Genomic DNA, 13,144 nt, shown 5'->3' on the forward strand with positions numbered 1-13,144 from the left:
GCGGGTTTTGGTGGCTTGCTTCGCGAAGCCACCCTACGCGAAGCCGCTCTACGTTGGCGGATCCGCTGCGCTTGATCCACCCTACGCTAATTTGGCCTCCAGTGTGGGTTTTGGTGGCTTGATTCGCGAAGCCACTCTACGCGAAGCCGCCTACGCGTTATATCGCAACCGTCGGATGGCCCCACCGTAGGGCGGATTCGCCGCCGGGCAATCCAACTGGATACTGACTGTTCTTACCGCGGTTTTTAATCAATGCGATTTTAAGATAAAATGGTAAATTTTTCTCAATGGCTGTTCGGGCGTTCGACTAACGGCCTAATACAGGTATTCTGGTTAAGGTAAATACACTATGCGATGTCCATTTTGCGGGGCGCAGGATACACGAGTGATCGACTCGCGATTGGCCAGCGAGGGCGATCAGGTCAGGCGGCGGCGCGAATGCACCGGCTGTAAGGAGCGCTTTACCACCTACGAAGTGGCGGAATTGTCGCTGCCGCGTATCATCAAACGCAATGGCGAACGTGAGGCGTTCGATGAAAGCAAGCTGAGGGCGGGCATGCAGCGGGCATTGGAAAAAAGGCCGGTCGAAGTGGATGAAATCGAGGCGGCGATAAGTCGCATCAAAAAAACGATGACGGCGAAAGGTGAGAGAGAGATTAAGGCGCATGAATTAGGCGAGCTGGTCATGAAGGAATTGAGCGCGCTCGACCCGGTGGCCTTCATACGCTTCGCTTCGGTTTACCGCAGTTTCGAAGATGTCAGCGAATTTACCGAGATGATCGACAAATTGAAAAACAAATGACGGATAGACAAGACGCCGTCTATATGGCCAGGGCGATCGAACTGGCGAAAAAAGGGCTTTATACCACCGATCCCAATCCGCGCGTCGGCTGTGTGCTGGTCAAAGGTCAGCGGGTGATCGCCGAGGGCTGGCATCGGCGCGCCGGTTGCGGTCACGCCGAAGTCGAAGCCTTGGCCAAAACCGATCAGGCGCAAGGCGCCACCGCTTACGTCACGCTGGAGCCCTGTAGTCATCATGGTCGCACCGGCCCTTGCAGCGAAGCCTTGATAAACGCCGGCGTCGCGCGAGTCGTCGTCGCCATGCAGGACCCCAATCCCTTGGTCGGCGGCGACGGGATCAGGAAACTTCGCGCCGCCGGCATCGATGTCGTCACCGGCGTGTTACAACAGGACGCCGAGCAGCTCAATCGCGGTTTTATCAAGAGAATGACTCAGGGTTATCCCTTCATCCGCAGTAAAATGGCGATGAGCCTGGATGGCCGCACCGCAATGGCCTCCGGCGAAAGCAAATGGATCACCTCGGAACAGGCCCGAGCCGATGTGCAGCGTTTCCGCGCCGAAAGCAGCGCGATATTAACCGGCATCAACACCGTCTTGGCCGATGATCCGCGTTTGAATGTCAGGCTGGATCAGGAAGTGGAACAGCCGGTCAGGGTGGTGCTGGACTCGGCTTTACAATTGCCGTTGGACGCCAGAATGCTGGCCGACGACGCAGCGGTTTGGGTGGTCACTTGCAGTCACGATCAAGACAAGATTCGCCGCCTGGAAGATGCCGGCGTCGTCGTGCTCTATGTCGAGGAAAAGCAAGGGCGGCCGAATTTAGCCCAGACTTTTGCCGCGCTGGCGCAGCAGCAAATCAACAACGTTTGGGTGGAGGCCGGCGCGACCTTGAACGGCGCGTTGATGAATACCGAACTGGTCGACGAATGGCTGGTCTATATGGCGCCCTGTCTGCTGGGCGATCAGGCGCGCGGCCTGCTGCATCTGCCGGACTTAACGCGGATGGCGGAGCGGAAAAATTTGCAGATGACCTCGGTCAGGCAGGTGGGCCCCGATTTACGCTTGACTTTCACCGTACACAACTAAAGGCGGAACATGTTTACAGGTATTATTTTGGCGGTTGGAAAAATTGCCGCAGTACAGCCGCGGGGTGGAGACTGCCGCTTGAAAATCGACACCGGCAAATTACCGATGGAGGATGTGGCGTTAGGCGACAGTATCGCGGTCAACGGCGTCTGCCTGACGGCGGTTGAGTTGGGCGGGCATTATTTTTGCGCCGATGTTTCCAATGAAACGCTGTCCAGAACGACCTTGCAAGCGGCGACGACCGGCACGGCGGTCAATCTGGAGTTGGCCTTGACGCCGAGCACACGGCTAGGCGGCCATATCGTCAGCGGCCATGTCGACGGCATCGGCAAGGTTATCGACAAGCAAAACGATGGCCGTTCGGTGCGTTTTCGCTTCCAGTCGCCGAGCGGTTTGGCCAAATACATCGCCGAAAAAGGCTCGATCTGCATCGACGGCATCAGCCTGACCGTCAACGAGGTCGATGGCGTCGTCTTCAGCGTCAATATCGTTCCCCACACCTTACAAGAAACGACGCTGGGAGGCGCCGACGTCGGCGCGGAGGTCAACCTGGAAGTCGACTTGCTGGCCAGGTACATGGAACGTTTGCTGCAAGGGGGAGCAGCCGCCCAAAGCCACGGCGGCGTGAGCGAAGAATTATTGAAAAACAGCGGATTTTTGAATTAATGAATAGCATCGAAGAGATAATAGAAGATCTGCGACAGGGCAAGATGGTCATCATCATGGACGATGAGGACCGCGAGAACGAAGGCGACCTGTTGATGGCCGCCACCTTCATACGCCCCGAAGACATCAATTTCATGGCCCGATACGGCCGCGGACTGATCTGTCTGACCCTGACTCGGGAGCGCTGCCAACAGCTGCGCCTACCGTTGATGGTCAATGACAACAAGACCGCTCATTCGACCAATTTTACCGTCTCGATCGAGGCGGCCCAAGGTGTGACGACCGGCATATCGGCCGCCGACCGGGCCTTGACGGTGCAGGCCGCGGTCGCGGAAAAGGCCCAGCCGGAAGATCTGGTGCAACCGGGCCATATTTTTCCGTTGATGGCGCAGCCCGGCGGCGTGTTGAACAGGGCGGGGCATACCGAGGCCGGCTGCGACCTGGCCCGGCTGGCCGGCGTCGAGCCTGCGGCGGTCATCGTCGAAATCCTCAATGAAGACGGCACCATGGCCAGAAGGCCGGACCTGGAGATTTTCGCCAAGGAACATAATCTGAAAATGGGCACGATCTCGGATCTGATCCATTACCGTATCCAGCATGAAAACACGCTGGAACGCATCAGTCAGTGCAATTATCCGACCGAATTCGGCGATTTCCGCTTGTACGCCTATCAGGACAGAAACGATAATAACGTGCATCTGGCGCTGGTGATGGGCGATGTCGCCGACGGCGAACCGGTGTTGGCCAGGGTGCATGCGCGCAACCTGATGGACGATGTGTTTTTCTCCCAACGAACCGATTGCGGCATGCCGGTGCGCGAGGCGATGCGGAAAATCGCCGAGATGGGGCGCGGAGTGTTGGTGATTATCCGACAGAACGAGGATAATAAGGCGCTGGTCGAGCTGATTCATAAGTATCAGATGGAAGATCATGGCATCAAAACCGGCAACGGCGAAGGCGTCGAGAGCGATTGGCGCACGACCGGCACAGGTTCGCGGATTTTGTCCGACTTGGGCGTGCATCGTTTGAAGGTCATGGGCGTACAGAAAAAATATATCGGCCTGTCCGGATTCGACCTGGAAGTGGTCGAACATATCGAATCGGACTAATTGGAGAGCCTCACCCGATGCTGAATAGTTTCAGTTTTTGTAATTATTCAGCGTATTTTATCAGAGGGAGTAGATTATTGATTTATCGGGCTGTCTGCAACAGGACGTTGCAGCCAGAGCTTACATGGATGTATTCACGCGTCCCGAGAAATCAATGGTCTACTCCCTAAACCCTGAAAGATACTGAATAATTACCAGTTTTTTAAAATAACAGAGAAAGAAATGTCGACAGTGAATGTAATTGAAGGCCATTTATCCGCACAAGGCGGTAAATTTTGTATCGTAGCCTCCCGTTTCAACAGCTTCATCGTGGAACAGTTGGAAGGCGGGGCGATTGACGCTTTGGTCAGGCATGGCGCCGATAAGGCCGACATCGACCTGGTCAAGGCGCCGGGCGCGTTTGAACTGCCGATGGTCGTGCAACGCATCGCCGCCAGCAAAAAATATGACGCCATCATCGCTCTCGGTGCGGTGATACGCGGCGGCACCCCGCATTTTGAATATGTCGCCGGCGAATGCGTCAAAGGCCTGGCTTCGGTTTCGCTGCAGCATGACGTGCCGGTCAGCTTCGGCGTATTGACCGTCGACACCATCGAACAGGCGATCGAAAGAGCCGGCACCAAGGCCGGCAACAAAGGGGCCGAAGCGGCGATGTCTGCGGTGGAAATGGTCAGTCTTTTCAATAATATGGCCGCTGAATGAGTCAGACGAAAACGAACGCCAGAAAATGCGCCGTCCAGGCGTTATATCAATGGCAGATGAGCGGTGAAAGCCTGAATCGAATCGAAGCCTATTTTCTCGAAGACGAAATGCTGAAGGGCGCGCAGAAAAGTTATTTTCACGATATTTTTCACGGCGTTCCGAAACAGCTCGATGTCATCGATGCCGTGCTCGCCGAATTTGTCGACCGACCCGTCGAAAAAATCGATCCGGTGGAACGGGCGATTTTGCGCATCGGCGTTTATGAGCTGATTAATCGCCTGGAAACCCCGTATCGGGTCATCATCAACGAGGGCGTCAACCTGGCCAAATGTTATGGCGCCGAAGGCAGTCATAAATACATCAATGGCATATTGGACAAGGTCAGCCAGAAGAAAAGGGCGACCGAAATCCAGGCCAAACGAGGCGCGAAAAAGTCCTAATGCCGGTTTCGGAATTCGGACTGATCAGGCGTTATTTCGCCGGCCATAAAAACGCAAACTCGGCCACCCGTTTGGGCATAGGCGATGACTGCGCGTTGCTGCAAGTGCCCGCAGGTTATCAACTGGCGGTCACGACCGACACGATGGTCGAAGGCGTACATTTCTTCGCCGGCGCCGACCCGGAAACGCTGGGCCATAAGCTGTTGGCCGTCAACCTGAGCGACCTGGCCAGCATGGGCGCTCAGCCGATCGCGGTGACGCTGGCGTTGACGTTGCCGAACGTGGACGAAAACTGGTTGCAGGCCTTTGCCAACGGCTTGAGACAATTGGCCGAGCAATACGACGTCGATCTGATCGGCGGAGATACCACCTCCGGGCCGTTGACGTTGACCTTGCAAGCCATGGGCATCGTGCCGGAAAATGCCGCCATGCTGCGTTCCCGGGCGCAAGCCGGCGATTTGCTTTATGTCACCGGTCGATTGGGCGATGCCGGCCTGGGCCTGAAAATCGAGCAGGGCTATTCTTGCAGCGATTCCGAACAGATCCTGCGCCAGTTCAATACCCCGAACCCGAGGATACGAGAAGGCCTGGCCATACGCGATATCGCTAATGCCTGTATCGACTTGTCGGACGGCTTGGCGTCGGATCTGGGCCATATCCTGGAACAGAGCGGGGTCGGGGCCCGCATAGCATGGGATAAGCTGCCTTTGTCGGCGCCGGTCAGGCAATATATCGACGCCAGCGGAGACTGGTTGCTGCCGCTGACCGCCGGCGACGATTACGAACTCTGTTTTACCGTGCCGCCCGAAAATCAGTCACGGCTGGACATACCCTGCACCTGCATCGGCGTGATCGATAACGAACCCGGCTTGAGGGTGGACAGGAAGGGGCGCACCGAAACTATAACGGCGAAAGGCTATGAGCATTTTTCTTAAAGCGGAATACGGCAAAAGCCGCCTGACGGCGGGACAGATCATGAAGGACCCGTTGATGTTGTTGGGCTTCGGTTTCGGCTCCGGTCTGTCCAAGTACATGCCCGGGACCTTCGGTACGTTGGCGGCGCTGCCGCTCTATGGACTGTTGATTCAAACCAACGCCTGGGTTTACAGCGCCTTGACGATAGTGGTCGTGTTGGCCGGCATCAAAATCTGCGCGCATGCGGCGGAAAAGCTAGAAGTCCATGATTTTGGCGGCATCGTTTGGGATGAAATAGCCGGTCTCTTGATCACGATGTGGTTCGTGCCGTTTTCATGGCCGGCGCTGGCGGCCGGTTTCGTATTGTTCCGCCTATTTGACATCGTCAAGCCTTGGCCGATACAATGGGCAGATCGGAAAGTCGATGGCGGATTGGGCATCATGTTGGATGATGTGCTGGCCGGACTTTTTGCGGCATTGATTCTGATTTATTTCTTTTAAGTAAAAAAAGAGCTTGCCAAACCGAAATTTGTCGGTATAATAGTACAAATCAATCGCGGGGTGGAGCAGCTTGGTAGCTCGTCGGGCTCATAACCCGAAGGTCGTAGGTTCAAATCCTGCCCCCGCTACCAAACAAAATAAAAGGCCTTAGATCAATCGATCTAAGGCCTTTTTTTGTGCCCGTCATAAAAGCCAGGTATCGTTGTCAACGGACAGAGCCGGACGGAGTTTGCAACTCCGTCCGCAACCTTTCTCGATTGCCTCATCTCGGGAAACGCTGGCCGTGCGCTCGTTTCCAAGTTCCAAAATCTTAGGCGTATTCCACGTTTTTTAACGTGTTCCCGGGACGCTGGGCGCAATTATTCCTCAGCTTGTCTGCACCGAGTGTGCGGGGTGGATCAAGAGCAAGCCGATAAAATCCGGAAGATCTATAAAGCATTGCCTCGGTCTTCCATGCTTAGGCGTGCTGCTTGTCGATGACAGCTAAAAAAGCTTTGGGCAAATCCACTGGAACTTACCGGCAAGCTTGCCAATAACCTATCTAATTGTTACTTTGTTGCATACAGCAGCATAGAAACTATAAAGCCGCCTCCAATACTAATTATTGCGGAAAACTTCTTACTAAACCCAATTACAGTAAACAAGGCCCACATCCCTAAAAAAATATACAGCACCGTTTCTTCGCTCATCGCGCTTCTCCAAGTCAAAAGCTATAGCTATAAGAAAAAGCGCGGCAACTAACAAGCAAGTTGCGCCGCAAAAGGGACCTATCAACCAACAACAAACAATTAATTAGCTACTGGGAGTAGGCAAATAACGCAGCTCATGATTGAAAAAAATATCAAACTTAGTCATACTTTCCTGGTCAAAAAAACGCAATTCAATTTTATTGCAAATAAAGGCCTTATCAGGCTAATTATAAAATAGCCGGCTGAGCTTAGTCGGAACTTGGAGGCAAGCAATGAACGCACGACCAAATTCTCTCGTGTTGCGAGGGTATGCCGAGTGCAAAGACGGGCAGTGGCAAGCGTTTTGTTTAGATTTATGTTTGGCGGCGCAAGACGATACGCTTGATGGAGCTCATGAAAAATTGAGAAACATGATATGCGAGTACGTCTACGACGCGACTGTCGGAGAAGACAAAGCATTTGCCAGACAACTACTAAATAGAAAAGCGCCATTACAGTATTGGGTAAAATATTATATTTTTCTTGGTTTATCTAAAATTGGCGCAGTAAAAGACAAAGCGCGGACGTTGCTTTCCGATACATTGCCACTTGCACCAATGTGTAACCATCATCATTAATGAGCCGGTACCATCCATTAACTTGCAAAGAGGTTAAGAAGATCTTAAAAAAGCTTGGCTTTGAACCAAGAAAACAGGATGGTACCTCACATCAACATTGGGTAAAAATTGACAAGGGCCAGCTTTATAAAGTAACCGTAGATTGTCCGAAATCGCCTTTCGGGCAAGACTTGATCATGTATATGGCCCGGCAGGCCGGCGTGACCAAAAAGCAGTTTTACGCGGCATTGAACAAAAAATGATAAACTGTTGCCAGTTTCATTTTAGTCGCACGTCAACGGAATCAAGGCTTTCCGTTGTAGATTAGTCTCGAATCCTGCCCCCGCTACCAAACAAAATAAAAGGCCTTAGATCAATCGATCTAAGGCCTTTTTTGTGCCCGTCATAAAAGCCAGGTATGGTTGTCAACGGACAGAGCCGGACGGAGTTTGCAACTCCGTCCGCAACCTTTCTCGATTGCCTCATCTCGGGAAACGCTGGCCGTGCGCTCGTTTCCAAGTTCCAAAATTCTTATGCATATTCCGCGTTTTTAACGTATTCCCGGGACGCTGGGCGCAATTATCCCTCAGCTTGTATGCATCGAGTGTGCAGGGTGGATCAAGCGCAAGCCGATCCGCCAAAAAAATCCGTAAGATCTATAACACATTGCCTCGGTCTTCCATGCTTAGGCGTGGCAGCCTATCGATGACGGCTAAAAAGCTTTGGACAAACCCACAAGAACTCCCCGGCAAGCTTGCCAATAACCTATCTAATTGTTACCTTGTTGCATACTGCATCACAAGGAGGTCAAAGAATGAAGCTAGAGAAGCAAGCAATTCCCGAGCTATCGATTTATCACTATCAATTTCTGTTCACTTGCCAGGAACGCGTTCGCCTACCTAAGTTTTCAGGCTCCGCTTGGCGCGGCGCGTTAGGTCACGCCCTTAAAAGAACCGTCTGTGTCGTCAGGAACACCCCTTGCTCAGCCTGCATGCTGAAAGGCAGTTGCGCCTATTCCTATATATTCGAAACGCCGCCCCCGCAACAAACGGAAAAAATGCGTAAATACAGCGCCTCACCACATCCGTTTGTCCTGCAATTTCCTTTGGATTCATCCAATGAAAACGGAAGCTATGCCTTGAATTTGATCCTGGTCGGCAAGGGACAGCGTTTTTTTCCTTATCTCGTACATGCGTTGCAACGTGCAGGGCAAGAGGGAATCGGCAGCAATCGACAAATCTTCTTGTTGGATCAAGTGGCGCAGTTATCCGCTGGCGGCCAAGCGACAGTTGTCTATCAGGATGGTCAATTACAGCAACAAAATCAAACACTGGACGTAAATATCCCGCCTCTGCCGGAGTGCATTGAAATTACCTTGCATACGCCGCTCAGAATCAAACAGAATGGCCGCAATCTCAATCCACAAAGTTTTAATTTCGGCGCTTTCTTCGGAAATTTGCTCAGACGAATCTCCATGTTGAGCTACTTTCACGGCGATACGCCGCTGGAAACCGATTTCGCTGGCATGATGCAGCGCGCCAGAACCATCGAATTCAACGCAAGAGATTTGCACTGGTTTGACTGGAAACGCTATTCATCCAGACAGAAAACCGAAATGAACATGGGTGGGGTCATCGGTTCGGTGACGCTAGACATGAAAGGCATGGAAGCATTCTGGCCTTATCTATGGCTGGGACAATGGACTCATGCCGGCAAAGGCACCAGCATGGGCATGGGGCATTACAGCATCGATTCGACAAGCTTGCCGGACAATCGATAGCTCGACGGCATAGGGAATAATCGGGTCATGGAAACACAAACTCAAACCATCTTATTGTGCGTGACCGGCCTGACCCCGCAGGTGGTGACCGAAACCCTGTATGCCTTGCATCAGGCCGGTGCAGCCCAGCCCGACGCCATTCATATCTTGACCACCGCCGAAGGCGCAGAGCGCGCGCGGTTGACACTGATCAACGATCGCTGGCTGAGCCGTTTCTACACGGATTACGGTTTACCGCAAGCGCTTTTTGACGACAACCATATTCATGTCCTGAAAGATCCAGGCGGACAGCCTCTGCAAGACATCCGCAGTCAACAGGACAATCAGGCAATGGCTGACGGCATCACCGAACTCATTCGGCAATTCACCTCCGATCCTCATGGCTGCCTTCATGTCAGCATCGCCGGCGGCCGCAAAACCATGGGTTTTTATGCCGGCTACGCCTTATCATTGTACGGACGCGATCAGGACCGGCTCAGTCATGTGCTAGTTTCGGCCCATTATGAATCACATCCGCAATTCTTCTATCCGACGCCGTATTCGCAAACGATCTATACCAACGACCGCAGCAATAAACCGTTGGATACTCGGCAGGCCGACGTCATGCTGGCCGACATTGCGTTCGTACGCTTGCGGCACGGTCTGGATGACGACTTGCTGAACGGGCAAAGTAGTTTCAGCGCCTCGGTCAAGCGGGCGCAGCAATCGCTGGGTCCGCAGAAGTTGATCATCGATTTGAAACAAAGAATCGTCATTGCTCAAGGCATCGATATCCGTCTCAAACCGGCCGAACTGGCGTTCTACCACTGGTTGATACAAAACCAGCTACAGGGCCTGGAACCGATCTTATGTCCGAGCGATGGCGTGGCCGAACCCGATTATGCCCATGCCTATTTAATGCATTACCGGCAAATCATCGGTGAAATGGGGCCGGGTGAAAGAACCGAACAAGTCTTACAGGAAGGCATGAGCAAAAGTTTCTTCGAACAACGCAAGGCGCGCGTCAATCGACAAATCAAAAACGCCTTACAAAGCAGGGCCGGGCCTTATTTGATTGCGGCACGAGGAAAAAGGCCGCGAACCTATTACCGGATTGAATTGGAATCCAGGCAGATTGAATATCAGGAGTCATAGATGCAAGCAAACGATAAGAACGACAACGATTTGTTACAACAATCCTGCAGAATTGCGCTCGCGGCATTTTTGCATGATTTGGGAAAGTTTGCCGAACGCGCCAGAATACCGGTCGATGAAGAAGTGCTGGCGGCCAACAAACAACTCTATTGTCCGCATAGAAAAAAATACACCGATGATCGCGGTTGGTTCAGTCATGTTCATGCGGCCTATACCGGGTTGGCTATGGACCTGATAGAAGATTATATGCCTGACTTAAAAGGGAATGATTTTGCCCCCTTCGGTTCATGGAAAACCCAAGATGTAGATGACTCGTTTATCAACGCGGCCGCCAAACATCACAAACCGGAAAGTTTTTTACAGTGGATCATTGCTACGGCGGACAGGGTGGCATCGGGGTTTGACCGCGAAGAATTCGAAAAATATAACCAGGGCGAAGATCTTACGCGAACGGGCAAAAACCATTACACGGCACGACAACTGACGTTGTTGGAACAAATCAACAAATCGGGCATGGCCGAAAAAGATTTTCGTTATCGTTATCCGCTCAAACCGTTGTCGCCCGAGAGCATTTTTCCCGTGGAAGCCGCGAGTTATGAAGGGAACGATGATACGGCAGCGCAAAAAGAATATCAGGAATTATGGCGGGGTTTCAATGAAGCGCTCAAGCAAATGCCTAAATCGCACCGTAACAACTGGTCGTTATGGCTGGATCATTTTGAAACTCTGTGGGGCGTCTATACGCAAGCCATTCCATCAGCGACGGCATTCAACATTCGTCCGGATGTGTCGCTGTACGATCATTCCCGCGTCGCAGCGGCCTTAGCGACCGCCTTATGGCGTTATCACCATGAATACGGCGAGACTAGCCAATCTGCTGTTAAAAAGCTGGCTGACCAGCAACAAAGCTGGAAAGAAGAAAAGTTCCTGCTGATACAAGGGGATTTTTTTGGTATTCAGGATTTCATCTTCGCCAGCGGCGGAGAAACCAATAAGCGAGCTGCCAAATTGCTGCGCGGTCGCTCATTTTACGTATCGCTACTCAGCGAGTGCGCCGCGCTTAAAGTATTAGATACACTGAATTTGCCGGCTACGAGCCAAGTGATCAATGCAGCCGGTAAGTTCATGATCGTGGCGCCCAATACCGCAGCAACCATTGAAAAATTGCAGAAAGTCCAACAAGTGCTGGATAAGTGGTTCTTGCAACATAGCTGGGGACAGGCAGGAGTGGGATTGGCCTGGATGAAAGCGTCCTGCAATGATTTCCGGCGGGGCAAAGAAGGCAAAGCGAGTCCGTATAAACAATTGATCGTTCAATTATTCGAACAACTGGAGATCATCAAAAACCAGCGCTTCAACCTGTGCGGCGATTCATCGGCGCCAATCTTTTTCAAAGACTTTCTTGAAAGTTTCGATAAAAACAAAGGGGTATGCAAAATCGACGGCCGTTCACCGGCAAGTGAACAGATCGATAGCGATACTTATATCAGCGAATTGGCAAAAGATCAGATTGAAACCGGTCACTGGCTGACTCGGCGAGAGCGCATTTTGATTACCCGCCAATCCTTAGGGCTAACAAGCGCCCTAAAAATTCCCATCTTCGGTTATCACATCAGCTTTGCAGGAAACGAAGAAACGCAGGGTAAGTTCGGCGAGCAGGCCAGAAACGGCAATTTGCTCAGGGCCTGGGATTTTTCCTTGCCCAAATCGGCCGACCGGGCGCTGTGGAATGGCTACGCCCGCCGTGCGATCAACGCCTATGTGCCGCTATTTGATGACAAAGCTCAAGGTGAAGCCGAATTGGGCAAATATGCGGGCGAAGAAATGCTGGATTTAGGCGAAGCTAAAACCCTCAATCATATCGCCTGCGAAGATCAGATTTTTCAGGAAAATCATCAATGGCAGGGTATCAGTGCCTTGTCCACTTTAAAAGGCGATGTCGATAATCTCGGTCTGATTTTTCAATCGGGCCTTGGCGACGATGCCAGTTTCAGCAAAACCGCCGCCTTGTCCAGACAAGTGAATGCGTTCTTTACCACTTATTTACCGTGGCTTTGCCATACGAAGTATCGCAACAGCTATACCGTATTCGCAGGGGGGGACGACTTTTTCCTGATCGGGCCGTGGAGATCGCAAATCAAGTTGGCAGGAGAAATGCGGCAAGCTTTTCAAAACTATGTCGCGCACAATTCCGAAGTACACTTTTCCGCAGGCATCAGCACTACCAAGCCCGGTTTGCCGATTTCACAGTTGGGTGAAATGGCGGAGGAAGCGTTGGAACAGGCCAAAGCGCACAATCCAAATGCGTTGGAGATAGCCCCGAAAAATGCCGCGAGCTGTTTCAATCAGCGCATGTTCTGGGAAGAGTTTATGGAGTTGACCGGCACTCGGTATTCGCGACTGCAAGAATTGAGCGAGCAAAACGGTTTGAGTACCGGCTACGTCTATGGCCTGTTGAACTTGATCGACATGGCGGAAAAGGTCAACGAAAAGCCGGAAAACGCAATTTGGCACAGCTATTTTGCTTATCGTACGGTACGCATGCTGGACCGCAATAAACAACTCGACCGAGACCAGCGCAGACGCCGGCAAGCAGAACTGGCCGAAGAAATCGCCAATACCGGTATTATTCGGCACGGCGGCAATTACCGAGTCGCATTGTTCTGCCATTTGTATCAACAACGCGATTGATCGTTCCCACGCTTTGCGTGGTAACGTATCCCGA

The 13,144-nt window shown here is 52.2% G+C and carries 14 protein-coding genes and 1 tRNA gene; 14 read left to right on the forward strand and 1 reads right to left on the reverse strand.

What is annotated here, in order from left to right; all coding sequences use genetic code 11:
- Positions 1 to 349 precede the first annotated feature (349 nt).
- The 9 genes from nrdR (at position 350) to Q9L42_RS11770 (ending at position 6,351) form a co-directional block, all read left to right on the forward strand.
- Positions 350 to 802: a transcriptional regulator NrdR gene (gene nrdR / locus Q9L42_RS11730; protein ID WP_305908217.1), complete on the forward strand. Its 453-nt coding sequence runs from the start codon at positions 350 to 352 to the stop codon at positions 800 to 802.
- Complete coding sequence (gene ribD / locus Q9L42_RS11735) at positions 799 to 1,887, forward strand: bifunctional diaminohydroxyphosphoribosylaminopyrimidine deaminase/5-amino-6-(5-phosphoribosylamino)uracil reductase RibD (protein ID WP_305908216.1); 1,089 nt, start codon at positions 799 to 801, stop codon at positions 1,885 to 1,887. Before nrdR ends, ribD begins: the two co-directional genes overlap by 4 nt.
- Positions 1,888 to 1,896: 9 nt before the next feature.
- Positions 1,897 to 2,553, forward strand: a complete 657-nt coding sequence (locus Q9L42_RS11740; protein WP_305908215.1) for a riboflavin synthase — start codon at positions 1,897 to 1,899, stop codon at positions 2,551 to 2,553.
- Positions 2,553 to 3,662 carry a bifunctional 3,4-dihydroxy-2-butanone-4-phosphate synthase/GTP cyclohydrolase II gene (gene ribBA, locus Q9L42_RS11745; protein ID WP_305908214.1) on the forward strand — a complete coding sequence of 370 codons (1,110 nt, stop codon included), beginning with the start codon at positions 2,553 to 2,555 and terminating at the stop codon, positions 3,660 to 3,662. The genes Q9L42_RS11740 and ribBA overlap by 1 nt, the downstream gene beginning before the upstream one ends.
- 222 nt (positions 3,663 to 3,884) lie before the next feature.
- Positions 3,885 to 4,364, forward strand: coding sequence for a 6,7-dimethyl-8-ribityllumazine synthase (ribH, locus tag Q9L42_RS11750; RefSeq protein WP_305908213.1), 480 nt, complete (start codon positions 3,885 to 3,887; stop codon positions 4,362 to 4,364).
- The gene (gene nusB, locus Q9L42_RS11755; protein ID WP_305908212.1) at positions 4,361 to 4,804 is read left to right on the forward strand and encodes a transcription antitermination factor NusB; all 444 of its coding nucleotides are present in this window, start codon (positions 4,361 to 4,363) and stop codon (positions 4,802 to 4,804) included. Before ribH ends, nusB begins: the two co-directional genes overlap by 4 nt.
- Positions 4,804 to 5,739, forward strand: a complete 936-nt coding sequence (gene thiL, locus Q9L42_RS11760) for a thiamine-phosphate kinase (protein ID WP_305908211.1) — start codon at positions 4,804 to 4,806, stop codon at positions 5,737 to 5,739. The genes nusB and thiL overlap by 1 nt, the downstream gene beginning before the upstream one ends.
- Positions 5,723 to 6,220: a phosphatidylglycerophosphatase A family protein gene (locus Q9L42_RS11765; protein WP_349431115.1), complete on the forward strand. Its 498-nt coding sequence runs from the start codon at positions 5,723 to 5,725 to the stop codon at positions 6,218 to 6,220. The genes thiL and Q9L42_RS11765 overlap by 17 nt, the downstream gene beginning before the upstream one ends.
- Positions 6,221 to 6,274: 54 nt before the next feature.
- A tRNA-Met gene (locus Q9L42_RS11770) sits at positions 6,275 to 6,351 on the forward strand.
- A 417-nt stretch (positions 6,352 to 6,768) separates the two neighbouring features.
- Here the strand turns inward: Q9L42_RS11770 and Q9L42_RS11775 are convergent.
- Positions 6,769 to 6,909 carry a hypothetical protein gene (locus Q9L42_RS11775; RefSeq protein ID WP_305908209.1) on the reverse strand — a complete coding sequence of 47 codons (141 nt, stop codon included), beginning with the start codon at positions 6,907 to 6,909 and terminating at the stop codon, positions 6,769 to 6,771.
- 272 nt (positions 6,910 to 7,181) lie between these two features.
- Between Q9L42_RS11775 and Q9L42_RS11780 the strand changes: the two genes are divergently transcribed.
- From Q9L42_RS11780 to cas10, 5 genes are all read left to right on the forward strand, one after another.
- The gene (locus Q9L42_RS11780) at positions 7,182 to 7,526 is read left to right on the forward strand and encodes a DUF1902 domain-containing protein (protein WP_305908208.1); all 345 of its coding nucleotides are present in this window, start codon (positions 7,182 to 7,184) and stop codon (positions 7,524 to 7,526) included.
- Positions 7,526 to 7,768 (forward strand): type II toxin-antitoxin system HicA family toxin, encoded by a 243-nt coding sequence (locus tag Q9L42_RS11785; RefSeq protein ID WP_305908207.1) that lies wholly within the window; start codon positions 7,526 to 7,528, stop codon positions 7,766 to 7,768. Before Q9L42_RS11780 ends, Q9L42_RS11785 begins: the two co-directional genes overlap by 1 nt.
- A gap of 551 nt (positions 7,769 to 8,319) precedes the next feature.
- Positions 8,320 to 9,285 carry a CRISPR system precrRNA processing endoribonuclease RAMP protein Cas6 gene (cas6, locus tag Q9L42_RS11790; RefSeq protein WP_305908206.1) on the forward strand — a complete coding sequence of 322 codons (966 nt, stop codon included), beginning with the start codon at positions 8,320 to 8,322 and terminating at the stop codon, positions 9,283 to 9,285.
- A 27-nt stretch (positions 9,286 to 9,312) separates the two neighbouring features.
- A complete protein-coding gene (gene csm6, locus Q9L42_RS11795) occupies positions 9,313 to 10,419 on the forward strand; it encodes a CRISPR-associated ring nuclease Csm6 (protein ID WP_305908205.1) in 1,107 nt (368 codons plus the stop codon).
- Positions 10,420 to 13,110, forward strand: coding sequence for a type III-A CRISPR-associated protein Cas10/Csm1 (gene cas10, locus Q9L42_RS11800; RefSeq protein WP_349431116.1), 2,691 nt, complete (start codon positions 10,420 to 10,422; stop codon positions 13,108 to 13,110).
- Positions 13,111 to 13,144: the final 34 nt, after the last annotated feature.

Origin of the sequence: Methylomarinum sp. Ch1-1 (assembly GCF_030717995.2) — a bacterium.
Taxonomy (GTDB): domain Bacteria; phylum Pseudomonadota; class Gammaproteobacteria; order Methylococcales; family Methylomonadaceae; genus Methylomarinum; species Methylomarinum roseum.

Bases quoted from the DNA above. Each gene is read 5' to 3' on its own strand.
- ribD (WP_305908216.1), top strand. From the start codon at position 799: ATGACGGATAGACAAGACGCCGTCTATATGGCCAGGGCGATCGAACTG.
- nrdR (WP_305908217.1), top strand. From the start codon at position 350: ATGCGATGTCCATTTTGCGGGGCGCAGGATACACGAGTGATCGACTCG.
- thiL (WP_305908211.1), top strand. From the start codon at position 4,804: ATGCCGGTTTCGGAATTCGGACTGATCAGGCGTTATTTCGCCGGCCAT.
- nusB (WP_305908212.1), top strand. From the start codon at position 4,361: ATGAGTCAGACGAAAACGAACGCCAGAAAATGCGCCGTCCAGGCGTTA.
- Q9L42_RS11740 (WP_305908215.1), top strand. From the start codon at position 1,897: ATGTTTACAGGTATTATTTTGGCGGTTGGAAAAATTGCCGCAGTACAG.
- cas10 (WP_349431116.1), top strand. From the start codon at position 10,420: ATGCAAGCAAACGATAAGAACGACAACGATTTGTTACAACAATCCTGC.
- Q9L42_RS11785 (WP_305908207.1), top strand. From the start codon at position 7,526: ATGAGCCGGTACCATCCATTAACTTGCAAAGAGGTTAAGAAGATCTTA.
- cas6 (WP_305908206.1), top strand. From the start codon at position 8,320: ATGAAGCTAGAGAAGCAAGCAATTCCCGAGCTATCGATTTATCACTAT.
- Q9L42_RS11765 (WP_349431115.1), top strand. From the start codon at position 5,723: ATGAGCATTTTTCTTAAAGCGGAATACGGCAAAAGCCGCCTGACGGCG.
- Q9L42_RS11780 (WP_305908208.1), top strand. From the start codon at position 7,182: ATGAACGCACGACCAAATTCTCTCGTGTTGCGAGGGTATGCCGAGTGC.
- ribH (WP_305908213.1), top strand. From the start codon at position 3,885: ATGTCGACAGTGAATGTAATTGAAGGCCATTTATCCGCACAAGGCGGT.
- ribBA (WP_305908214.1), top strand. From the start codon at position 2,553: ATGAATAGCATCGAAGAGATAATAGAAGATCTGCGACAGGGCAAGATG.
- csm6 (WP_305908205.1), top strand. From the start codon at position 9,313: ATGGAAACACAAACTCAAACCATCTTATTGTGCGTGACCGGCCTGACC.
- Q9L42_RS11775 (WP_305908209.1), bottom strand. From the start codon at position 6,909: ATGAGCGAAGAAACGGTGCTGTATATTTTTTTAGGGATGTGGGCCTTG.